Here is a 22,041-nt window from a genome sequence, read left to right as displayed (position 1 = left end):
GAGGGGGCTTGCCAACGTTGGGCTGCGAAGCAGACCTGAAACCTGCAACCCCGTTCTGTCAGGCACACACCGCATGCACCGGGCTTGCGACTGCTGCGCAGCCGAACGGGGGCAAGCCCCCTCGCCACGGGTGTGGTGTTGGTCTTTAAAAATTCCTGGCCTTAGCCACTGCCTTGTTCTGACAGCAACTCAAAGCTCTGCTCCTTCACATCCTGGGAATCCAGACCGATTTGCACCCGGAACTCACCCGGCTCGGCGGCGTATTCCAATTGGGAGTTGAAGAACTTCAAGTCGTTCTCATTAATGCTGAAGTGGACCGCTTTCTCTTCTCCGGCCTTGAGCATGATTTTTTGAAAGTTCTTCAGTTCTTTGACCGGACGGCTGACAGAGCCAACGACATCGCGAATGTACAACTGAACCACCGTTTCACCATCGCGCTGGCCGGTGTTCTTCACCATGACACTGGCGACGAGGTTGTCGGTCTTGCTCAGTGTGGTCGACGACAGGGCCATGTCGGTCAGGCTGAAGTCGGTATAGCTCAGCCCAAAGCCGAAGGGGTAAAGCGGACCGTGGGATTGATCGAAATATTGAGACGTGTAGTTGCGAAGCGCACCCGCTATGTAGGGGCGACCGGTGTTCAAGTGGCTGTAGTAATTGGGGATCTGCCCCACGGAGCGTGGAAAGGTGATGGGTAATTTGCCAGACGGGTTGTAGTCGCCGAACAACACATCGGCAACGGCGTTGCCTCCCTCGGAGCCGCTGTACCAGGTTTCCAGAATTGCATCAGCCTGTTTCTGCTCCTTGCCGATGGACAGTGGCCGGCCGTTCATCAACACCAGTACCAACGGCTTGCCGGTGGCTTTCAGGGCGGTGATCAATTCACTCTGGCGCCCAGGCAGGTCGAGGCTGGTTCGACTGGCCGCTTCGTGAGACATGCTGCGGGGCTCGCCTACCACTGCGATCACGACATCGGCTTGCTGTGCAGCCTTGACCGCTTCATCAATCATTTCTGCTGCCGGACGCGTGTCATTCTCGATTTTGGACACGCCCTGGTATTCCAGGTATTTAACGACTTCCTGATCCTCCTCGAGATTGGCGCCTCGGGCATAGATCAGCGAGCCCTGGTTCATCGCGTTTTTCAGGCCGTCGTAGATCGTCACCGATTGCGCGGGCACGCCGCTTGCGGACCAACTGCCCATGATATCGACGGTACTTTTTGCCAATGGGCCTATGAGCGCGATCACGCCCTCTTTTTTCAGCGGAAGGAGTCCGTTTTCATTCTTCAGCAGCACCAAGGTCTTGCGTGCCACCTCACGGGCCTGGGTTCTGTGCAGACGGTATTCGGCATTGTTGTCAGCGGGGTCTTCACTGGCAATGCCGATGCGCCGGTAAGGGTCTTCGAACAGCCCCATGTCGTACTTGGCACCCAGCACTTCCCGCACAGCGTTATCAATATTGCTCTGGGAAATAGCGCCCGACTCAAGCAGCCCCTGTAGCTCCGGACCATAGGAGAAGTCGTTCATGCTCATATCGACGCCGGCCTTGATCGCGAGCCTGGCCGCTTCTCGGTGATTCTTCGCCACGCCATGCTGAACCAGATCGTTTATCCCGTTATGGTCGCTGATGACCAGCCCCTTGAAGCCCCATGCTTTGCGCAGCAGGTCTTGCATCAACCAGGCATTGGAAGCGGCTGGCACGCCATTTATCGAGTTAAGCGCCACCATCATCGCCCCTGCGCCCCCCTCAATTGCCGAACGATAAGGTGGCAGGTAATCCTGGTGCATTCTGGCCAGGCCCATGTCGACGCTGTTGTAGTCGCGCCCACCCTCGACAGCCCCGTACAACGCAAAATGTTTGGCGCTGGCCATGATGCTGTCGGGTGCATTCGGGCTTGCGCCCTGGTAGGCCTGAACCATCGCTTTGGCAATGCGCGACACCAGGTAGGTGTCTTCGCCAAAGCCTTCGGAAGTGCGTCCCCAGCGAGGATCCCGGGCGATATCTATCATCGGGGCGAAGGTCATATCGATACCGTCCGCGCTGGCTTCTTTTGCCGCTATCCGACCACTTAGCTCAATAGCGCCAATGTCCCAGCTGGAGGCCAATGCCAGACCAATGGGGAAAATGGTTCGATGGCCGTGTATCACGTCCCAGCCGAAAAACATCGGGATTTTCAGGCGGCTTTGTTGAGACGCGTCCTGCATGGGGCGGTTTACGAAACGGCTTACAGAGTTATACATACCCCCGATTCGCCCGGCGGCGATCTCTTCGCGTATTTTTTCGGGCGTCATCTTTTCATCAATAGCGATCAGCCGCAGTTGGCCGATTTTTTCCTCCAGGGTCATTTGATTTATCAGGTCGCTGACAAAGGCCTCTTTGCTCAACGATGCCATATCAGCCGCGACGGGCAAGCTTGTAAAACCGATCAGGGCACATAACAGACGTAGTCTTTTCATGATTCCCTTCCCTGCATAACGCTGTGGCGCACTGCGTCATAAACGCCACCTTCCCTGTATTGAAGATCAGAAAGCTGACGTTCAATCATTGCTGCTCACGGGCGTTGAAAGCCTTGAGCTTTCAGGTGCCCGCATAGAAACAGCGTAGTCGCTCCCAAGCTCCTGCCGGACTGAAAAGTGTAATCAATCAAAAAAATGAGTTTGATCCGGGATCAAAACAACTGTACAAAAACACAGTATATTTTGAATCAGCACTCTCGAGCCCGGAGAACACCATGGCCACTCTTGCGATGAAAATCACCCTGGAACGTATCGCCCTCTTCCAGTTCACCCCCGCCCACTGTGCCCAGGCCCGAGCGATGCTGGGCTGGAGTGTTGAAGAGTTGTCCGAGGAATCCGGGGTTTCCGTTGACGCCATTCAGCGCTTCGAGGCAGAACGCGAGGTGCTCGATGTCACCCGGCTGGCGTTGGCGTATCGGTTTGAGTCGCAAGGCCTGGTGTTCTTCCCGGGATTTGCACCGGGCAGAGGGATGAATGTGAGAGGGTCGACACCGGATCCGGTGGGGCGGGCGGATTATGCAATGGTTGAGTGAGGTGTCTGCAAATGAATGAAATCGATGGAAGCAACCGCTGCGTTCATGTGGCGCCGGGCTGTCCCGAGGCGGGTGAGATGCGAGCCAAAGCCGGACACGTCATGAAGATTGGCCTGCTCCTCCAAAACGGTCGGCTGAGCAAGACTGAGGCCGCGCAAAGGCTCGGACTGTCGCAGGAAGAACTGGACGAATTACTGAGTGGAAAATTTCGCGATTTGACCGTGGCAAAAATCTCGGAATATCCAAATTTGGGCGAACGCAGATAGATGGGGGCTGCACACATCCTCTTTGTAGCAGCTGGCGAAGCCTGCGTTCGGCTGCGCAGCAGTCGTGAATCCGGCTGACGCGATCTGCCTGACATACCGCAATCTCTGATTTTACGACTGCTGCGCAGCCGAACGCAGGCTTCGCCAGCTGCTACAGATTGCATTCGGCATCACTTACCGGCCGCTCCCACGGCAAGCGGCCCGACAGCACAACATCAAGCGTTCTGAGGCGCCGCCTGATTGCTTTCACCTTCCAGCCCAAACCACCACGCACTACCCCGTTGCGGATACATCACGTTGAATGCTTCGCCCATCTGCGGCGTGGTGATCGACACGTTCCGCTCCCAGGCCAATGCCAAAATGCGGTCGAAGGGTTCGTACCAGGCGTGCATCGACAGGTCGAAGGTGCCGTTGTGGATCGGCAGCAACCAGCGCCCTTTAAGGTCGATGTGCGCTTGCAGGGTTTGCTCGGGCTGCATGTGAACATGCGGCCACTCGACGTTGTAGGCGCCGGTTTCCATGAGCGTGAGGTCGAACGGGCCATACTGTTCGCCAATGCGTTTGAAGCCGTCGAAGTAGCCGCTGTCGCCACTGAAGAAGATCCGCGTGTCGCCGTCGATCATCACCCACGACGCCCAAAGGGTGCTGTTACCGTCGAACAGGCCACGACCGGAAAAGTGCTGCGAAGGGGTGGCGACGAATTGAAGGCCATCGACCTCGGTGCTCTGCCACCAATCCAGTTGGCGCACTTTGCTGGCATCGATTCCCCATTTGATCAGGGTGTCGCCCACACCCAGCGGGGTGAGGAAGTATTGCGTTTTGTCCGCCAGTTTGAGCACGGCCTGATAATCGAGGTGGTCGTAGTGATCGTGAGACAGGATCACCGCTTCAATCGGCGGCAAATTTTCGAGGCTGATCGGCGGCTGATGGAAACGCTTCGGGCCGGCCCATTGCACCGGAGAGGCGCGCTCGGCGAAGACCGGGTCGGTGATCCAGAATTTGTCTCGCAGTTTCAGCAGTACAGTGGAATGACCAAGGCGATAGACGCTGTGGTTGGGCGCAGCGATCAGCGCTGCCTGGGTCAGGGTTTGCACCGGGACGGGGGCGGACGGCCGGGTGTCGCGCGGTTTGTGGAAGATGAAGTTCCACAGGATGCGCAAGGTTTTGCGAAAGCCTTCGCGCTTCAACGGTACATGATTTCGATACTGCCCTTGCGCCTGTCGTGAAGCTTCAGGCGTTGAGGCGTTATCCGCTGGAGAAGTTAAAGTGGCCATGACTGAATGACTCCAGGAAAACCGCAGTTCGCAATTTTCCCCTTGGGGACGATAGATGGCCAAAGCACGCACGCATCAGCCGTAGATTCTATTTTTTACTGGTCAGGATTAACAAAACATTACACTGCACAGTGTAGTTTCAAGGTTGCATCAAAGCCGTTCACAAGTAAACTGCCAAGTGTAGTTCTCCACTTCTTTCTGCCTAAGCGTATTTATGACAGCTCCACAACGCCTCACCGACCGTAAACGCGAAGCCATCATCCAGGCGGCGATTGCTGAATTCCGTGCCAATGGTTTCGACATCACCAGCATGGACAAGATCGCCGCCACCGCTGGCGTGTCGAAGCGCACCGTGTACAACCACTTCCCGAGCAAGGAAGAGTTGTTCGCCGAAATCCTCAATCAACTGTGGGCGCGGGTAACGGCCGAACAGGAAACCGCCTACCGCCCTGACCTGCCCCTGCGCGACCAGCTGCGTCGGATGTTGCAGGCGAAATTGCAGATGCTGGCCGATGACAATTTTCTCGACCTGGCGCGAGTGGCGATCGCCGCCACCATCCATTCTCCCGAGCGCGCGCAGAACATGGTTGCCCGAATGGGTGAACGCGAAGAAGGAGTGACTGTATGGATTCGCGCCGCTCAGGCCGATGGCCGATTGAAACCGGTCGCACCCGAATTCGCCGCACAACAGGTCCAGGGATTGCTCAAGTCCTTTGCGTTCTGGCCGCAGATCTCCATGGGCCAGCCAGGCTTGTCGCCCGAGATGCAGCACACCGTTGTGGAGTCGGCCCTAGACATGTTCCTGGCCTGTTATCAGCTCTGAATCGGGTTGCAAAAAATGACAATGTCCGCCGCGTTATCGCTGACAGGTCGCTCTGAGTAGAAACACCGAAATGTGTTTCAGAATGAAACTGGCGCTGGGTCTATAGTGAGCCTCAGTCCCAGCGGCCATGCAGAGAGCACCATGAGCACCCCGACCCGCGAAATCGAAACCGAACCCACTGGCCCCGTCGATCACCTGCGCTTCCATCGCCCTCACGCTCATCTGGCACCTACTTTCGGTACCGACCGTTTTGCCCTGCGCGCCGAGGCCTTTGCGCGATTCTTCGGCACGCCGACTTTTCTCGGCGCCCAAACCCTGATTGTGGTGGTCTGGATTTGTCTGAACCTGTCCGGCGTGACCGATTTCGATGTGTACCCGTTCATCCTGCTTAACCTGGCGTTCAGCCTGCAAGCGGCCTATGCCGCGCCGCTGATTCTGCTGGCCCAGACGCGCCAGGCGGCGCGGGACAAGGCCCACTCAGACGCCGATGCGCGACATCGTGAAGCCTTGGCCGTGGCCAACAGCGATCGTCAGGCCCAGGCCGCGCGACACACCGCGCAACTGTTGGAACTGCTGGAGCAAAACACCCGGCTTACCGAAATCACCAAAACCCTGACCGAGCGTATCGAAAGTCTGACGTCGGAAATGCATCAACACTTCGTAGGCAAAGAGCCACCGAAGGCGTGATCCGACTCAAGGCAACTTCAGCGCGCGCCCCAACTCATCGAACAACGTCACCACCGAGCGCAATGCGCGGCAGTCTGGGCGAGTCAGCAGCCACAGGGCCGTGTCGTAACCGTGCAAGGGCTCGGTCAACGGTTGCAGTCCGTCACCGATGAGGAAGTCTGGCAACGCCGCGACACCCAGCCCGGCCCGCACTAACTCGGTCACTGACAACATGCTGTTACAGCGATAACCAGGCGTCACGCCAGGCAACTGCTGACGCCGCCAGGCGACGGTGGGGTGATCGGGCAAGAAGTCGTCCGGGGCGATCCAGGTCAATGCAGCCAGGTCGTGGGAATCGACTGATTGCAGATAGGCCGCGCTGGCACAGACCCGGTAGGAAATATCCGCCAACCGCCGACCCACCAAATGTTCGGGCGGTGTGCGGGTCAAGCGCAAGGCGATGTCGGCGTCGCGACGGCTGAGATTGGCGAAGTCGTTGGAGGTGCAGAGTTCAATGGTCAGCGCCGGATAGGACGGCATGAACCGCGCCAGCGCCGGCAACAACAAACTTTGCAGGACTGAATCGGTGCACGTCAGGCGCACAGTGCCGCTGATGACTTCACCGCCCTGCTCCACGCCAATGCGCGCCGCCTCCAGCGCTTGTTCGGCGCGTTCAGCCTGCTCGGCCAGGGCCTGCGCCAGCGTGGTCGGCAGGTAACCGGCGCGGCTCTTCTCGAACAGTTGCTGACCCAACGCGGCTTCCAGTCGGCGGACGGCGCGAAACACCGTCGACACGTCGACCTTCAACAACGCCGACGCCCGGGCCAGAGAGCCGCCGCGCACCAGGGCGAGGATCAGGGACAGGTCCGGGTAGTCCAGTCGATAGTGCGTCGGTGCATTGATCACTTGGGATAACGCCAATATTGATTGCGTGAACGCCAATCTATAGTGGGTGCCAGGAATCAACAAGCGTCGAGATCACTCATGGAAACCAGCGCCATCCGCATCGCCCTGATCGGCGATTACGACCCACAGGTCACCGCCCACCAAGCCATTCCCGTCGCCCTCGGCATGGCCGCCGAACACTCAGGCCAAGACATACAGTTTCAATGGTTGGCCACCGACCGCATCAACGCCGAGACGCCACTGGATGGCTTCGATGGTTTCTGGTGCGTGCCCGCCAGCCCTTATCGCGACATGGACGGCGCATTGCGGGCGATCCGTTTTGCCCGCGAGCAGCAGCGACCTTTCCTCGGCACTTGCGGCGGTTTTCAGCACGCAGTACTCGAATTCGCCCGTAACGTTCTGGGCTGGAGCGACGCCGAACACGGCGAGACCTCGCCCGACGCGACGCGGGCGTTACTCACGCCGCTGACCTGTTCGCTGGTGGAAGCCGTCGACAGCATTCATTTGGTTGAAGGCTCGTTGATCGCCAAGGCGTACGAAAACGCTGAAATTCGCGAGGGATATCGCTGCCGTTATGGTGTGAATCCCGAGTTTGAACGGGAGCTGCTGAAACAACAGTTGCACGCGGTGGGCCACGATTCAACGGGAGGGCTGCGGGCGGTGGAGCTAAAAGATCATCCGTTCTTCGTCGCGACGTTGTTCCAACCGGAACGCGCCGCGCTCAAGGGCCATCTGCCGCCGTTGGTTCGCGCGTTGATCGAGGCTTGTGCGAGGTAGAAATCATGTCCAGCGGGCGTATCTGTTTGAGCAGTAATAATTGCGGCGTGCTTTAGGCCGCCATCGCGAGCAGGCTCGCGATAGGGCCAGCCAAGTCATCGCAATACTCACCCCCGCACCAAACTCCTCACCGCCGAAATCTGCGGCACTTCCCGCCGATTCATATACACCCGCAACGGTTCGGTGATGTTGATCCGGTCATCGATGTTCTGGTCCAGCAGCAACTGGATCAGTTCTCGCTTGAGCGTCATGGTCTGCTCGGGGCCAGGAGCCCAGACGAATTCACTGGTGGGGATGATGCCGTCATCAGCCACGTCCATGCCGAACGAGTCTTCGCTGAAGCGCACGATGTACTGGCCGGTCTTGCGATTGAGGCCGACGAAGCCTTTGAGTTGGTCGGCGGCCTGGCAAATGAGCTGGGAAGTGATGCGCATGATAAACCTCACAAAAGGTCGCAAAGGACCGGTGATCGATGGTTTACACGCAGGGCAAGCGAACGGGTTTCCCTCTGCCGGGGAAATTGCCGGGGCCAAGAGTACTGCAAAGAACCGCACAAATGCGCTGAAAAAACTCCTTTAAACACGTTTATGTCGGTCTGGCGATAGCGCAAGCGGCGCTCAGTTGTTAAAAGATACGTCTTTGAAAACCCATCGCAAAAGGACTTCGAGCATGCCTGTTAACTTCACCAAGAGCGCCTTGCTGCTGAGCCTGATGCTCGGCCTCGGCCAGGCACAGGCCACCAACGAACCAGGCCCCACCGCGCTGGCGACCCGTCTGGGCATTCCGCACCCGGCGGTGATCGCCCACCGCGGCGCGTCTTTCGATGCACCGGAATCCACCGCTGCGGCCTACAAACTGGCCCGTGATCTGGGTGCCGATTACCTGGAATTGGACCTGCAACGCAGCAAGGATGGCGTGCTGTTCGCCCTGCACGACAACAACCTGCAACGCACCACGGATGTCGCCACCAAGTTCCCTGAGCGCAAGGACAGCCTGGCCAACGAGTTCACTATTGCCGAACTCAAAACCCTGGATGCCGGCAGCTGGTTCAACCGCGCTTACCCGGATCGCGCGCGTCCGGGCTACGCGGGTCTGAAGATCCTGACCCTGGACGAAATCATCGATATCGCCCAGGGCAACCCGCTGCACAAGCCGGGCCTGTACATCGAAACCAAAGAGCCCAAGCAGTTTCCCGGCATCGAGCGCGACCTCAAGGAGAAACTCCAGGATCGCGCCTGGCTGAGCCCGGTCGGTTCGAAACTGGCGAAGAGCGAACTGGCAGTCGGCCAGGGTAAAGGCAAGGTGGTGTTGCAAACCTTCGAGAAGAGCAGCCTCGAACTGCTTGAGAAGGAAATGCCGCAAGTGCCGAAAATCCTGCTGTTGTGGGTGGGCGAAGGCAGCATCGAGCCGAAATCCAAAGTGACGTTCGCCGAATCCGGTGACAAGGATAAAGCGAGTTACTACGCCAAACAGGAGCCAAAAGACAAAGCCGAATTCCAGCAATGGGTCGAGTACGCCAAGGCCCAAGGCGCTATCGGTACCGGCCCTTCGGCCGCACTGACCAAGGGTGGCGATCAGAGCTACTCGGATCTGGTGAAACCGTGGATGAATCAGTACACCCACGATCAGGGCCTGTTGGTGCACGTCTACACCATCGACGATGCGGTGGATTATCAGAAAGTGGCGGATGCCGGGGTCGATGGCATCTTCACCAACCGCGCCAGCGAACTGCTGAAGTTCTATAAGCGTCCGGCGGCGGCGAGTGTTGCGCAGTTGTTGCAGAACAACGGTTACTGAGTGACGCAAAATACCGAGTGGACAGGCCACCTGTGGTTAGGGCGTGATTATGGTCTGATCCACGGAAAGCTGGGGCGCACTGCGCCCCATGCCCATTACGCCCATCAACTGATCCTGGCCCCTGATCGACCGGTCACCGTCAATCTCGACGGCGTGAACCAAACGGCCCATCGCCTATTCATCCCCTCTCAAATCTGCCACTCCATTGTCGAGGCACCGGATGCGGTGTTCACGGTCTATGCAGAACCACTGATGTTCGACAACCAGGCGCTGAACAACGTCGTCTTCAAGGCCGCATTGTCCCTTGAAGGCCTCGACCACGCCGTTCGCCATTGTCCACGCCGATCCCTTGGCGATCCTCGGATCGAGCGCGCCTTGTCCACCCTCGACGGGTTGCTGACGACCAAGGTGCCGGCAAGTGCATTGGCTGCCGAGGCACACCTGTCCTTAAGTCAATTACAACGGCTGTTCGCCAGCCACCTGGGCCTGCCTGTGCGCAGGCTGGTGCTATGGCGGCGACTGCGGCTGTCGATGGTGCTGATCCTGGCCGGCAGCGCCGTGACTGACGCCGCGCACGAGGCCGGGTTTGCCGATTCTGCGCACTTCTCCCGGAGTCTGAAAAAGCTCTTCGGCGTGACCGCTCGCCAAGCGTTGCAACACATCGATCTGCGTCTACTGGCTTGATTCAGCGCCGCAACGGCTCAGGTACCGCGGGTTCTTTGCTCAACGACACCGGCCCGAACGGGTCCAGCAGTTGCGCTACGTAGTCCCGAGGGAAGTCTGGTCGGCTGCCGATGCCCAGGTCGCCCTGACGGATTTCATAATCCGCCGTGTAAAACCCGGTCCCCAGAAGCCAGTCCCACAGGTTGAAGAACAAGGCGAAATTCACGTCGCCGGCCCGTCCATATTTCATGTGATGAAAGCGATGCACCGGCGCCCAGGCGAATATCCAGCGCAAGTACCCCAGCTGCATATCGACATTGGAATGTTGCAGCAGCAACTGGATGGCGATGGCAAATGCCAGCAGTGCCGCCACGTCCAGCGGGATGCCCAGCAGCAACAACGGCAACAGCCCCGCAGAGGCTTCCAGCAGTTGATGCAACGGATGTTTCATCAAGCCATTGAAGCCGTATAGCCGTTGAACGCTGTGATGCACCGCATGCAGACGCCACAACCACTGCACGCGGTGGCTGGCGTAGTGCATCAGGCTGAGACCGGCGTCGGCGATGAAAATCGCCAGCGCCAGTTGCAACCACAGCGGCCACCCCCTTGGCCATGCCCCATCGAACGACAGCAGCGCCACCAGGCCCGGTAACGCCAGCAAACCGAGAGCATTCAACGCCTCGTTGACCAACCCGTGAACGATGTCACGAGCGCGATCACCGACCGAGCGATTCCAGCACACCTCATAGGGTAAAGCCCATTCGGCCAGAAACGACAGGGCCAGGGCTGCGAGAAACAGCGGCAACAGCCACCCCTCTCTTAACCCGGCAACTCCCGTTAGCCAAAGGCTGGCCCCAATAAATCCGCCCCAGAACGCTGGGGCATAGATCCGCGCAAAGATGTATTTCATCACCACCTCCATTGATCGAGGTCGCAGCATGAAAGATTGTCGGGATGACGGAATTGAACAAACGGCGCAATCGAAGCCCGAAACGTTTTTTAAGGGTGAATTAAGTTGCGCGAGCTAACCTGATCCCACTTAAACAGTTCACCCAAGGAAAGAACTTCATGAAAACTTTAACTGCCCTGTTCACCGCTGCTGCCCTGACCCTCACCGCTGGCCTGGCCCAGGCTGACGTTCGTGTCGACCAGATCCCCGAGTTGGTCAAGAGTGGCAAGATCAAACCCCTGGAAGAACTGAACCAGGCTGCCTTGAAGTTGCACCCGGGTGCCACGATTACCGACACCGACCTGGATAACCACTTCAACGGTTACGAATATGAAGTTGAACTGCGCAAGGCTGACGGCACCGAGTGGGATGTGGACTTCGATGCCACTACCGGCAAGGTTCTGAGCAACAAACAAGACAAATGATTCAACTGCAAAAAAAGCCGCACGACTTTAGGGTCGTGCGGCTTTTTTGCGTTCGGTTCAGGCCGTTCGCTGAAGCGACGAACGAAGTCGCGACAATTCACACAAGCCCGCTAGAATCCCACAAAACCATTCGGCATGTTGAAGCAGAGAACCAAGGATATGGGGCAAACAGCGGCAGCAGACATCGCCACAATTGGCCGAATCAGCGCGGTGCCGGCGATTCTCCGGGTGATCAGTGAGTTGACCGGTTTGCGATTCGCCGCGGTAGCCCGTGTTACCGAAGGCTCCTGGACCGCCTGCGCGGTGCTTGATCGACTGGATTTCGGTTTGAAGGTGGGCGATGAGTTGGACCTGGTGTCCACCCTGTGCAACGAAATTCGCCAGGGCCACCACTCGGTGGTGATCGACAAGGCCAGCGAAGATCCGCTCTACCGCGATCACCACACGCCTCAGACCTATCAATTCGAAAGCTACATTGCCGTCCCGATTTTGCGCACTGACGGACGCTTTTTCGGCACCATTTGTGCCCTTGATCCCAATCCGGTGCCGCTCAAGTCCAGCACGATCCAGAGCACCATGGAATCGTTCGCCCGGATGCTCGCGCTGCAGATCGAGGCCGAAGAAGCCCTGCAACAGACCGAAGCGGCGCTGATCAAGGAACGCCAAACCGCCGAACTGCGCGAACAATTCATCGCCGTGCTCGGCCATGACCTGCGAAACCCCTTGTTCGCCATCAGCGCCGGTGCCGAAATGCTCCTGCGTAAACTTTCCGACCCCGCGAATGAGCAGCGCGCCCGACACATCCTCACCAGCGCCCGACGGGCAATCAAACTGGTGGACGATGTGCTGGATTTTGCCCGGGGGGCACTGGGCCGAGGCATCCCCGTACATATCGAGCCATGCCCGGATCTGGCGGATGCATTGCGGCATGTGATTTCCGAGATCCAGAGCATTCACCCTAAACGCATCATTCAATCGTCGATTGGCGACCTGAGCAACATCCATTGCGATCGCGAACGGGTGGCGCAATTGCTATCCAATCTGGTGGCGAACGCCGTTGTCCACGGAACTCCCGATGACCCGGTCGAGGTCAGTGCGCAGGTCGAAGATGGACACTTTGTGTTGAGCGTGAAGAACCAGGGGCTGATTGCCGAAGATGCGCTGCCGCATCTGTTCCTGCCCTACTCGAAACCAGCCGGCGGCACACCGCAGGTCGGCCTCGGGTTGGGGTTGTACATTGCCAGTCAGATTGCGCAGTCCCATGACGGGAAACTGGAGGTGCTATCGACCGAGCAACAGGGCACGACGTTCACCTTCAGCTTGCCCTCACGGGCTTAAGCAAATCCGTCATCGACGGGCGCGGCACGAACTTGAGAGTGACTGTGTACCGACTCGGTAACCGAACCGATACACAGCCCATTTCACTAGGCGCTCAACCGCGCCGTCACTTCATTCAACTGCCCCGACAAGCCATGCAGATTGTGGCTGGCCGCTTCGGTGCGCTGCACGTTGTCCAGGTTGGTACTGGCGATGCAGGTGATTTCGGTGAGGTTGCGCGAAATGTCTTCGGCCACTGAAGTCTGCTCTTCAGCGGCGGTGGCGATCTGGCGGTTCATGTCGCGAATGGCCTCCACGGCATGGGTGATGCGCTCGAGCATGGCGCCGGCCTGGGTCACTTGCTCGACGCTTTCTTCGCTGCGCGACTGACCGCTTTCGATAGCCTGGGCCGCGTCCACTGCGCCGGTTTGCACGGTTTGAATGATCTGGTTGATCTCGATGATCGACGCCGCCGTGCGCTGGGCCAGGCTGCGTACTTCATCGGCGACCACCGCAAAACCACGCCCGGCTTCACCGGCACGGGCCGCTTCGATTGCGGCGTTGAGCGCCAGCAGGTTGGTCTGTTCGGCGATGCCGCGAATCACTTCCAGCACTTTACCGATGCGCCCGCTGTCGGCTTCCAGACGACGGATGACCGTGGCGGTGTTGGCGATTTCGCCGCGCATTTGGGTGATGGTGTGAATGGTGCCCTGCATGACTTTTTCGCCCTGCTGGGCGGACTGGTCGGCGTCATCGGCCGCACGTGCCGCGTCGGCTGCGTGGCGCGCGACTTCTTGCGCGGTGGCGGACATTTCGTTCATCGCCGTGGCCACCTGATCGGTGCGGTTGAATTGCTCGTTGGTGCCGCTGGCCATGAGGCCGGCAATCGAGTTCAACTCGCCGCTGGCGCTGTCCAGATCCGTCGCACTGCGCTGCAAACGGCTGAAGGTTTCGGCGAGGAAATCGCGCAAGGTGTTGGCGGCCTTGGCGAGGTTGCCCAACTCGTCCTGACGGGTGCTGGCCACGCGCTCGGCGAAGCGCCCTTGGCTGAGCTGCGCCACGTAGTCGATCAGTTTGCGGATCGGCTCCACCAGGTTGCGGTTGACCAGCCACAGGCTCAACAAGCCAATCAGCAGACCCGACACCAGCATCACCACGAGCCCCAGCAACACCGTCTGATCGGCGCTGGCACTGATCAGCTTCGATTGCTCGATGCTCTGCTTGCGCAGTTCGCTGACCAGTTCATTCATCTGTTCGCTGGCGGCACGGTCCACGCCTTTGACCGCATTGTCGCCGGCCACTGGGTCGGCACCGGCCGCCACGTAGGCATCACGGCCCTTCTGATAGGCCGCGCCTAATGCACGATGCTCTTCACGCAGGCGTTCGATGCGGGTCTTGAGTTGCGGCTCGATGCCCTTCTGCCCGGCCAGCTCACTCAGGATGCCCTGTACGTCGCGCTGACCGTTCTCGAACTGCTTCCAGTATTTGTCCAGGTTCGCAGGTTCCTTGCCGCGCAGCAGAACGTTCTTCCACTCCTGAACCTGCACCTTGAATTGCAGGTTGGCTTCATCGATCAATTGCGACGTGTGCAACGGACCTTCAATCAGGTTCGCGTAGTTCTGAACGCCATTGGACAGGAAGTGAAAGCAAGCCAAAGCGATCAGCAACATCGCCAACAGGCTGCCGCTCAACAGGGCGAGGATTTGCGCTCTCAGGGATTTTTGCAAAAACATCGAGTGATATCTCATGACAGGGATAAGGCACGCCCAAGTGGCGCGCAAGTCTGGACATCCCTGTCAGCGACGCTGGTTCACCACCAGAATCGGAAGATCGACATCAGCGTCATCGGCGGGCCAGAGCCTTTCTTGAGCCCTTCCGACCATCGGTAGGAGGCCGGATTTGCGGCGCCCTCCAACTGTCACAAAACCTTCAAGGTACGTTGCGATGATGAGGCTCAAGTGAACCTGTGAAACCCGCGACAGGCGCTTCCTCGCAGCGAGACCTCATGAACCACAGCATCGACCAGCGCCATCGCGATTCCGACCTGTTCGGCCTGCTTTACGGTTTCAGTTTTCGCCCTGGTGAACGCGGCCGGGAGATCGACTCGGCCAAGGCTCTGCACCGCCTGCACCAACCTGAGGACAGCGACGAATTCCTCTGGCTGCACCTGAATCTGGCCCATGCCGCCTGCGAGCGCTGGATGAAAAGTCATCTGGCATTGCCCGATGAATTTTTCGAAGCACTGCACGAAGGTTCTCGCTCGACGCGCATCGAGCATGTCGATTCGGCGTTGCTGGCGGTGGTCAACGACGTGGTGTTCAACCTCAGCAGCATGGTTTCCTCGGATGTCTCGACGCTGTGGGTCTGCGCTCGCAGTCGGCTGATCGTCAGCGCACGCCTGCAACCGCTGCACTCGGTGGACAAGCTGCGTTCGTCGGTGAAGGCCGGTGAATGCTTTCGCTCACCGCTGGAGCTGCTGGTGCATTTGCTGCGCGATCAGGGCGAAGTGCTGACGCAGATCGTGCGCAAAACCAGCCTCAGCGTCGATCAGATCGAAGATGAGTTGTTGTCTTCGCGCCTGTCGACCAACCGCGCTGAACTGGGCGCCAACCGCCGGGTGCTGGTGCGCTTGCAACGGTTGCTGGCGCTGGAGCCGGGCTCGTTGCTGCGCCTGCTCAATCGCCCACCGCAATGGTTGCAGAAGGAGGACGTCAAGGAGCTGCGCAAGTCCACCGAGGAGTTTGCGCTGATCATCAACGACCTCACGGCCCTCGGTGAACGGATCAAGCTGTTGCAGGAAGAAATCGCCGCCAACCTCAACGAACAGAGCAACCGCACGCTGTTCACCCTGACCGTGGTCACGGTGCTGGCGCTGCCGATCAACATCATTGCCGGCTTCTTCGGCATGAACGTCGGCGGCGTGCCGCTTTCCGGTGATCCGGAGGGGTTCTGGATTCTGGTGGCGCTGGTCGCGACGTTTACCCTGATTGCCGGGCGCTGGGCGTTTCGCAAGCGGCAGGATTATTAAGATCGAAAGATCGCAGCCTTCGGCAGCTCCTACGCCGATTGGGTACATCCGTGATTATGGTTGTACTCAATCAATGTAGGAGCTGCCGAAGGCTGCGATCTTTGCTTTTAAACCTCGCAAGCCCTGCGCACCAAAAACCGCTCACGCACCACGTCGTAACCCCAGTGGTACACGTAGGTGTAGGGCAGGAAAAACAACAGCACGCCGATGTCCAGCAGGAACGCCTGCCACAGGCTGACCTTCAGCCACCAGGCAATCAACGGCACGCCGAACGCGACCAGACCGCCTTCGAACAACAGCGCATGCACCACACGCACCCAAGCGTTACGCACAATCGCAAAGCGTTTGAGCAACCGGTCGAACAGGCCGTTGAAGACCACGTTCCAGGCCAGCGCAAGGGCTGCAATGGCCATGGTGACCGCACCCATTTCCAGCATGGGTTTGTCCATGATCCAGGCCAGCAGCGGGGTACAGATCAATATCGCCAGCAGTTCGAAACCGATGGCCTGGAAAATTCGTTCAGTGATGGATTTGTTGGCGTTCATGGCCAGACTCCCTGAGTGACTATGGTTGCCATGATCCGTGATCACACCGATACTTCATAACCAATAACCATCGATCAGGGCGATAGTTCATGGCTTCCCACGAAGTGCTGCTGGCGTTTGTCCAGGCGGCGACTCAAGGTTCGTTTTCCGCCGCGGCGCGCAAGCTCGGTCGCAGCCAGTCAACCATCAGCGCCGCCGTGGCCAGCCTGGAAATCGACCTGAACCTTGTCCTCTTCGACCGCAGCAGTCGCAAGCCGAGCCTCACCCCGGCCGGGCACGTCATGTTGCAGCGGGCCGAGGAGATTCTGGCCGCCACCAGCCGCCTGGAAATGACCGCCAGCCAACTGTCCCAAGGTGTCGAGCCGAAGCTGACCGTGGCGATTTCCGACACTTACCAGTCCGACCGTTTTGAAGCGGCGCTCAGTGCTTTTGAGCAGCGCTATCCAGACCTGGAATTGGAATGTCTGATCGCCGAATGCGATGACCTGGTGGCACTGGTGCAACGCGGTCGAGCGCATGTCGCCTTCGCAGAGATGCAGGACAGCTATCCACCGGATCTGGTCAGTTCGACGGTGGACGAGCGCACGGAAATCGCCCTGTTCGTGTCCCACGCTCACCCGTTGGCGAAGCTGAACGCAATCGATCAAGACGTGCTGCAACAGCACCGTGAGCTGCGTCTGGCGACAATCGTCAATCCGTATGAAAGCCGGGCGAAGGGGCGCGTCTGGTCGGCACCAAGTTACCTGATGCTGCTGGAAATGGCCCAGGGCGGGTTCGGCTGGGCACCGTTGCCTCGGTGGTTGGTGGGGCGGTTCGGGGCCGGCTCGCTGGTGGAGCTGAATGTGCGCGGCTGGCCGAAACCGGTGTGCGTCGATGCGCTGTGGTCACGGCTGCACCCGCCGGGGCCGGCGGGGAGTTGGTTGCTTGGCAAGATGCTGGAATAGCGGTGCTGCCATCGCGAGCAGGCTCGCTCCCACATGGGTTCTGTGTCGGACACAAACTTTGCATACATCATCGATCCACTGTGGGAGCGAGCCTGCTCGCGATGGGGCCGGTGAAATCACATCACTCCAACGCCCGCAGCCGCCCCTCAATAAACCGCCGCTCCGGCACCTGCTGCGTCAATTCCAGCGCCCGCTCATACGCCGCTCGCGCCTCTTCCACCCTCCCCAACTGCCGGTAAAACTCTGCCCGCGCCGAATGCGCCAGGTGGTAATCCAGCAATTCGCCCCGCGCCAGAATCCCTTCGATCAACATCAACCCGGCCTGCGGGCCATCGCGCTTGGCCAGCGCCGCCGCGCGGTTGAGTTCGATCACCGGTGATGGCACGGCCCGCAGCAGCACGTCATACAGACCGACAATCTGCGGCCAGTCCGTCTCCGCCGCCGTCGGTGCTTCGGCGTGCACCGCCGCAATCGCCGCTTGCAGGCAATATGGCCCGAAGCGCCGCGTTGTCAGCGCCCGTTCCACCAGTGCACAGCCTTCGGCAATCAGTTCGGCGTCCCACAACGAGCGATCCTGTTCATCCAGCACAATCAGTTCACCGCTCGATGAGGTCCTGGCCGGGCGCCGGGACTCATGCAACAGCATCAGCGCCAGCAGCCCCATCACCTCCGGTTCGGGTAGCAATTCCATCAACAACCGACCGAGACGAATCGCTTCACGCGTCAGGTCTTCGCGGGTCAATTCGTTGCCGATAGACGCCGAGTAGCCTTCGTTGAACACCAGGTAAATCACCCGCAGCACGCTGTCGAGACGTTCAGGCAGTTCCGTCAGGGTGGGCACCTGATAAGGGATTTTCGCGTCACGAATCTTCGCCTTGGCCCGCACGATGCGTTGGGCGATGGTGGCCGGCGCCGAGAGAAAGGCCCGGGCGATTTCTTCGGTGGTCAGGTCGCAGACTTCACGCAGGGTCAACGGCACTTGAGCATCCGCCGCCAGTGCCGGGTGACAACAGGTGAAGATCAGCCGCAAGCGATCGTCTTCCACATCTTCATCACTCCAGTCAGCCTGCTCCAGCTCTTCCAGTTGAGCGATCAACATCGGCCGGGACGCATTAAAACGCGCGCGCCGACGCAACACATCGATGGCCTTGAAACGCCCGGTGGACACCAGCCAGGTACGCGGGTTGTCCGGCACACCGTCACGCTGCCAGCGTTCGACCGCGACGAAGAACGCCTCGTGCAGCGCTTCTTCGGCGAGGTCGAAATCGCCGAGCAGACGGATCAGAGTCGCCAGAATCCGCCGCGAATCTTCGCGGTAGACCTGCTCGACTCGCGCCTGTACCGACTCGCCGGACATCAGTACGGCATACCTTCGACGGGCATTCGTTGCAGGGGTGGCAGACTCATGAAAGAACTCCTGTTGTGCTGGTTATTCAGGGATTGAGCTGGCGAACGGGCCGCACCTCGACACAGCCGACCCGGGCCGCCGGGATGTTGCCGGCGACCTGGAGGGCTTCATTGAGGTCCTTGGCATCAATCAGGTAGAAACCGGCCAACTGCTCCTTGGTTTCAGCGAACGGGCCATCGGTGATCGACATCTTGCCGTTGCGCATGCGCACGGTGGTCGCGGTCTGTACCGACTCCAGCGCTTCGGCGGCGAGCATCCGCCCACTGCCCTGGATCGATTCGGCGTAGGCCATGCACTCAGCGTCCTGGGGGCTTTCGGGCAGCGAGTGCAATTCCTGCTCATTGCTATAGACCAGGCATAAATACTTCATGGGGGCTCTCCATTTCTTGGGGACTGTGCCCTGATCGAACGGATCAACTATGGCTGCGGATTGGCATTTTGGCGCCCTTTCCAGACGATCAGCCCGACGATCAGGGTTCCAGGTTGAACAGCACCGCGCCGCTCGTCATGTCGAAAGGTGCCGACCAGTGTTCGTGGACGATTTGCCATAGCCCCGCTTCCTGGCGGTAGCACGCGGTGACGCGCATCCAGCAGGCCTGGGTTTCACCCTTCTCATTGGTGCCGCCGCAATGCGCCAGCCAGTGCGCGAAAGCGATCTCCTGCGACGGCACGATGTCGATCTCGTGGAACTCGAAAATGTGCGGACCGGGGCACATCTCCATGCATTCCTGCCAATGCGCACGGTAGGCCGCCTTGCCCTTGAATTGCAGGGCTTTGACCGCGTCGAAGGAGACGATGTCGTCGGCGTACAGGTCCATGACCTTTTCCACGTCCTTGGCGATGACCGCCTGACGATAGTTCTCGATCAGGTTATGAATTTGTGTCCGAGCATTCATGATGGTTCTCCGTGGTTTTTTTGTTGAAGACACCCTTAGTCGTCTGGCGAACAGCCAAATCGACAACCGAAATAAAAATAATCCATGGGAGCAAATTCGCTAGAATCCGAGGCTCATTTCCGTTGGAAAAAGGACACTCCAGTGACAGCCCGACTCGTGCCTTACGAAAGCCTGAACGCCCTGCAGCGCCAACAGGTCGAGGCCATCGAAATCCACGCCGAACAAATCAAATTCTCCGGCGACATTCATGGTGCGTTGCACACGTTGTTGTCCAAGCCTGGCCCCGGCGTCAAAGGCTTTGCCCTGTTGGTGGAGGATGTTCCGGTGGCCTTCCTGCTGCTCAAGCGCCCGCCAGTGCTGCCGGCCTGGGCCAATGAACACAGCGCGACCCTGCACGCCCTGCAAGTCGATCGCCGCGCCCAGGGCAAAGGCTATGGCAAAGCCTGCCTGCAAGCCCTGCCCGAGGTTGCGCGCCAGGCCTGGCCGGAAATCAAAGGGCTGGAGTTGTCGGTGGATGCGGACAATGAGTCGGCCATCGCGCTGTATGCCAAATATGGCTTTGTCGACAGCGGCGAAGCGTACAAGGGCCGGATCGGTTATGAACGGCGGATGGGGCTGGTTTTCTGATTCGTAGAGGGATGAACGATGTTGAATTCAATCGAAGCGCTGGAAGCGATCTACGGCCTGCCCCATGAGCGTGCGGTGCGCAAGCAGATCCCGTTTCTGAACGAGGACTATCAGGCGATGGTCCGCGCCTCGCCACTGGTGATAATCAGCTCGGTCGGCCCCGACGGCATGGACGGTTCGCCGCGTGGCGATACGCCGGGTTTCGTGCGGATCGTCGATGAACGCACGCTGGCGATTCCGGATCGACCGGGCAACAACCGTATCGACACGCTGCGCAATGTCGTGCTCGATTCGCGGGTATCGCTGCTGTTCATCATCCCGGGGATCGGCGAGACACTGCGGGTCAACGGCACGGCGCAGATCAGCGCCGAGCCCGAGTTGCTGGAGAGTTTTGCAGTCAATGGCAAACCGGCACGCACGGTGATGCTGGTGACGGTGCAAGCAGCGTATTTCCACTGCTCGAAAGCGATTGTGCGTTCGGATCTGTGGAACCCGCACAAACACCTCGAACGCTCTGCGCTGCCGACCGCCGGGGCGTTTCACAAGCGCCTGAACGATGGACAGTTCGATGCCGAGGCGTATGACCGGGAAGCACCGGTGAGAGTGCGGGATAGTCTCTACTGACACGATGACTAGCCACTGTGGGAGCGGGCTCATGTGGCGAGGGGGCTTGCCCCCGTTGGACTGCGAAGCAGTCCTAAACCCTGCCCCCCTCGTTCAGCCAGGCATACCGCATACGCCGGATTTGCGACTGCTTCGCAGCCGAACGGGGGCGAGCCCCCTCGCCACATAAGCCCGCACACATTAGATCAGCGAACCGCCACAACCCTTTAGACACAGGCTCCGGCGGTTTTTATGGTCACTGGAATTTCATTAAAACCCTGCTGTACTCAGCCAAGGTACTGGAGATGGTTCTGTAGTCCATCTGCTGGATGCACAACGACAGTGTTATCTCGACAGGGAAACTCGCTATGTCTTTGTTCAAACGTTCGGCTACAGAATTAGTAGGTACGTTCTGGCTGGTGTTGGGGGGTTGCGGCAGTGCGGTCCTGGCGGCGGCGTTTCCAGACGTAGGGATCGGTTTGCTGGGGGTGTCCTTGGCATTCGGTTTGACGGTGCTGACGATGGCCTTCGCTATCGGCCACATTTCGGGCTGCCATCTCAACCCTGCGGTTTCGGTCGGGCTGGTGGTCGGCGGACGATTTCCTGCCAAAGAACTGCCCGCCTACATCATCGCCCAAGTGATTGGCGGGATCATCGCAGCGGCTCTGCTGTACTTCATCGCCAGCGGCAAACCCGGCTTCGAACTGGCCAGCGGCCTTGCATCCAATGGCTACGGCGAACACTCGCCCGGCGGCTACTCGATGGCGGCGGGGTTTGTCAGTGAACTGGTGATGACCGCCATGTTCATCCTGATCATTCTCGGCTCCACCGACAAACGCGCCCCGGCCGGGCTGGCGCCCATCGCCATCGGCCTGGCGCTGACCCTGATCCACTTGATCTCGATTCCGGTCACCAACACCTCGGTCAACCCGGCCCGCAGTACGGGCCCGGCGCTGATTGTCGGCGGTTGGGCGATTCAACAACTGTGGCTGTTCTGGCTGGCGCCGATTCTGGGTGCGGTCATCGGCGGTGTGATGTATCGCTGGCTGGGCAAAGAAGACAGCTGACAAGGGACATAACG

At 59.3% G+C, this 22,041-nt stretch carries 24 protein-coding genes; 14 read left to right on the top strand and 10 right to left on the bottom strand.

The window, feature by feature from the left end; genetic code table 11:
- Nucleotides 1–161 precede the first annotated feature (161 nt).
- Nucleotides 162–2,390 (bottom strand): beta-glucosidase BglX, encoded by a 2,229-nt coding sequence (gene bglX, locus ACZ9IM_RS05980; protein WP_476223562.1) that lies wholly within the window; start codon nt 2,388–2,390, stop codon nt 162–164.
- 338 nt (nt 2,391–2,728) lie between these two features.
- Between bglX and ACZ9IM_RS05975 the strand changes: the two genes are divergently transcribed.
- Together ACZ9IM_RS05975 and ACZ9IM_RS05970 are read left to right on the top strand one after the other, a co-directional pair.
- Nucleotides 2,729–3,046, top strand: coding sequence for a helix-turn-helix domain-containing protein (locus ACZ9IM_RS05975; protein ID WP_123495775.1), 318 nt, complete (start codon nt 2,729–2,731; stop codon nt 3,044–3,046).
- An 11-nt stretch (nt 3,047–3,057) separates the two neighbouring features.
- Entirely contained in the window at nt 3,058–3,312 is a 255-nt protein-coding gene (locus ACZ9IM_RS05970; protein ID WP_476223540.1) for an XRE family transcriptional regulator, read from the top strand.
- A gap of 215 nt (nt 3,313–3,527) precedes the next feature.
- Here the strand turns inward: ACZ9IM_RS05970 and ACZ9IM_RS05965 are convergent, their stop codons facing one another.
- Nucleotides 3,528–4,586, bottom strand: coding sequence for an MBL fold metallo-hydrolase (locus ACZ9IM_RS05965; protein WP_476223539.1), 1,059 nt, complete (start codon nt 4,584–4,586; stop codon nt 3,528–3,530).
- Between the two features lie 214 nt (nt 4,587–4,800).
- On the opposite strand from ACZ9IM_RS05965, the gene ACZ9IM_RS05960 reads away from it, so the two are divergent.
- Both ACZ9IM_RS05960 and ACZ9IM_RS05955 read left to right on the top strand, forming a co-directional pair.
- A complete protein-coding gene (locus ACZ9IM_RS05960) occupies nt 4,801–5,409 on the top strand; it encodes a TetR/AcrR family transcriptional regulator (protein WP_427625493.1) in 609 nt (202 codons plus the stop codon).
- Between the two features lie 141 nt (nt 5,410–5,550).
- Nucleotides 5,551–6,096, top strand: a complete 546-nt coding sequence (locus tag ACZ9IM_RS05955) for a DUF1003 domain-containing protein (protein WP_476223538.1) — start codon at nt 5,551–5,553, stop codon at nt 6,094–6,096.
- A gap of 6 nt (nt 6,097–6,102) precedes the next feature.
- Here ACZ9IM_RS05955 and ACZ9IM_RS05950 read toward each other — a convergent pair whose 3' ends face one another.
- Entirely contained in the window at nt 6,103–7,044 is a 942-nt protein-coding gene (locus tag ACZ9IM_RS05950; protein ID WP_476223537.1) for a LysR family transcriptional regulator, read from the bottom strand.
- Nucleotides 7,045–7,059: 15 nt separating this feature from the next.
- Here ACZ9IM_RS05950 and ACZ9IM_RS05945 point away from each other — a divergent pair, with 15 nt between their 5' ends.
- Entirely contained in the window at nt 7,060–7,758 is a 699-nt protein-coding gene (locus ACZ9IM_RS05945; protein WP_476223536.1) for a CTP synthase C-terminal region-related (seleno)protein, read from the top strand.
- A 107-nt stretch (nt 7,759–7,865) separates the two neighbouring features.
- Here ACZ9IM_RS05945 and ACZ9IM_RS05940 read toward each other — a convergent pair whose 3' ends face one another.
- Nucleotides 7,866–8,192, bottom strand: a complete 327-nt coding sequence (locus ACZ9IM_RS05940; protein WP_063342812.1) for a DUF2025 family protein — start codon at nt 8,190–8,192, stop codon at nt 7,866–7,868.
- 235 nt (nt 8,193–8,427) lie between these two features.
- Here ACZ9IM_RS05940 and ACZ9IM_RS05935 point away from each other — a divergent pair, with 235 nt between their 5' ends.
- Both ACZ9IM_RS05935 and ACZ9IM_RS05930 read left to right on the top strand, forming a co-directional pair.
- Complete coding sequence (locus ACZ9IM_RS05935) at nt 8,428–9,555, top strand: glycerophosphodiester phosphodiesterase (protein ID WP_476223535.1); 1,128 nt, start codon at nt 8,428–8,430, stop codon at nt 9,553–9,555.
- Nucleotides 9,556–10,239 (top strand): helix-turn-helix transcriptional regulator, encoded by a 684-nt coding sequence (locus tag ACZ9IM_RS05930; protein ID WP_476223534.1) that lies wholly within the window; start codon nt 9,556–9,558, stop codon nt 10,237–10,239.
- A 1-nt stretch (nt 10,240) separates the two neighbouring features.
- Here ACZ9IM_RS05930 and ACZ9IM_RS05925 read toward each other — a convergent pair whose 3' ends face one another.
- On the bottom strand, nt 10,241–11,128 hold the full coding sequence (locus tag ACZ9IM_RS05925) for a sterol desaturase family protein (protein WP_401174247.1): 888 nt from the start codon (nt 11,126–11,128) through the stop codon (nt 10,241–10,243).
- A gap of 158 nt (nt 11,129–11,286) precedes the next feature.
- Between ACZ9IM_RS05925 and ACZ9IM_RS05920 the strand changes: the two genes are divergently transcribed.
- The gene (locus ACZ9IM_RS05920; RefSeq protein ID WP_427625488.1) at nt 11,287–11,592 is read left to right on the top strand and encodes a PepSY domain-containing protein; all 306 of its coding nucleotides are present in this window, start codon (nt 11,287–11,289) and stop codon (nt 11,590–11,592) included.
- Between the two features lie 159 nt (nt 11,593–11,751).
- Nucleotides 11,752–12,930 (top strand): GAF domain-containing sensor histidine kinase, encoded by a 1,179-nt coding sequence (locus ACZ9IM_RS05915; protein WP_476223561.1) that lies wholly within the window; start codon nt 11,752–11,754, stop codon nt 12,928–12,930.
- A gap of 86 nt (nt 12,931–13,016) precedes the next feature.
- Here the strand turns inward: ACZ9IM_RS05915 and ACZ9IM_RS05910 are convergent, their stop codons facing one another.
- Nucleotides 13,017–14,642 carry a methyl-accepting chemotaxis protein gene (locus ACZ9IM_RS05910; protein ID WP_427625487.1) on the bottom strand — a complete coding sequence of 542 codons (1,626 nt, stop codon included), beginning with the start codon at nt 14,640–14,642 and terminating at the stop codon, nt 13,017–13,019.
- Nucleotides 14,643–14,914: 272 nt separating this feature from the next.
- On the opposite strand from ACZ9IM_RS05910, the gene ACZ9IM_RS05905 reads away from it, so the two are divergent.
- Nucleotides 14,915–15,937, top strand: a complete 1,023-nt coding sequence (locus ACZ9IM_RS05905; protein ID WP_427625486.1) for a transporter — start codon at nt 14,915–14,917, stop codon at nt 15,935–15,937.
- A 107-nt stretch (nt 15,938–16,044) separates the two neighbouring features.
- On the opposite strand, the gene ACZ9IM_RS05900 is transcribed toward ACZ9IM_RS05905, so the two are convergent.
- Nucleotides 16,045–16,482: a multidrug/biocide efflux PACE transporter gene (locus tag ACZ9IM_RS05900; RefSeq protein WP_008071909.1), complete on the bottom strand. Its 438-nt coding sequence runs from the start codon at nt 16,480–16,482 to the stop codon at nt 16,045–16,047.
- Nucleotides 16,483–16,571: 89 nt separating this feature from the next.
- Between ACZ9IM_RS05900 and ACZ9IM_RS05895 the strand changes: the two genes are divergently transcribed.
- Nucleotides 16,572–17,426: a LysR family transcriptional regulator gene (locus ACZ9IM_RS05895; protein WP_427625484.1), complete on the top strand. Its 855-nt coding sequence runs from the start codon at nt 16,572–16,574 to the stop codon at nt 17,424–17,426.
- Nucleotides 17,427–17,547: 121 nt separating this feature from the next.
- Here ACZ9IM_RS05895 and ACZ9IM_RS05890 read toward each other — a convergent pair whose 3' ends face one another.
- The 3 genes from ACZ9IM_RS05890 to ACZ9IM_RS05880 all read right to left on the bottom strand — a co-directional run bounded on the left by ACZ9IM_RS05890 (nt 17,548) and on the right by ACZ9IM_RS05880 (nt 19,730).
- A complete protein-coding gene (locus ACZ9IM_RS05890; protein ID WP_427625483.1) occupies nt 17,548–18,783 on the bottom strand; it encodes an RNA polymerase sigma factor in 1,236 nt (411 codons plus the stop codon).
- Nucleotides 18,784–18,859: 76 nt separating this feature from the next.
- Nucleotides 18,860–19,204, bottom strand: coding sequence for a YciI family protein (locus tag ACZ9IM_RS05885; RefSeq protein WP_008071916.1), 345 nt, complete (start codon nt 19,202–19,204; stop codon nt 18,860–18,862).
- A 100-nt stretch (nt 19,205–19,304) separates the two neighbouring features.
- The gene (locus tag ACZ9IM_RS05880) at nt 19,305–19,730 is read right to left on the bottom strand and encodes a YybH family protein (protein ID WP_218398111.1); all 426 of its coding nucleotides are present in this window, start codon (nt 19,728–19,730) and stop codon (nt 19,305–19,307) included.
- 141 nt (nt 19,731–19,871) lie between these two features.
- Between ACZ9IM_RS05880 and ACZ9IM_RS05875 the strand changes: the two genes are divergently transcribed.
- From ACZ9IM_RS05875 to aqpZ, 3 genes are all read left to right on the top strand, one after another.
- Nucleotides 19,872–20,357 (top strand): GNAT family N-acetyltransferase, encoded by a 486-nt coding sequence (locus ACZ9IM_RS05875; RefSeq protein WP_427625480.1) that lies wholly within the window; start codon nt 19,872–19,874, stop codon nt 20,355–20,357.
- A gap of 18 nt (nt 20,358–20,375) precedes the next feature.
- Entirely contained in the window at nt 20,376–20,981 is a 606-nt protein-coding gene (locus ACZ9IM_RS05870; protein WP_476223533.1) for a pyridoxamine 5'-phosphate oxidase family protein, read from the top strand.
- 347 nt (nt 20,982–21,328) lie between these two features.
- Nucleotides 21,329–22,027: an aquaporin Z gene (aqpZ, locus tag ACZ9IM_RS05865; RefSeq protein WP_008071923.1), complete on the top strand. Its 699-nt coding sequence runs from the start codon at nt 21,329–21,331 to the stop codon at nt 22,025–22,027.
- The last annotated feature ends 14 nt before the right edge of the window (nt 22,028–22,041 follow it).

Source organism: Pseudomonas sp. TE12508 (assembly GCF_056279485.1).
Note: the sequence above shows the minus strand (reverse complement) of the source record. Positions and strands in the feature narration are given on the sequence as shown.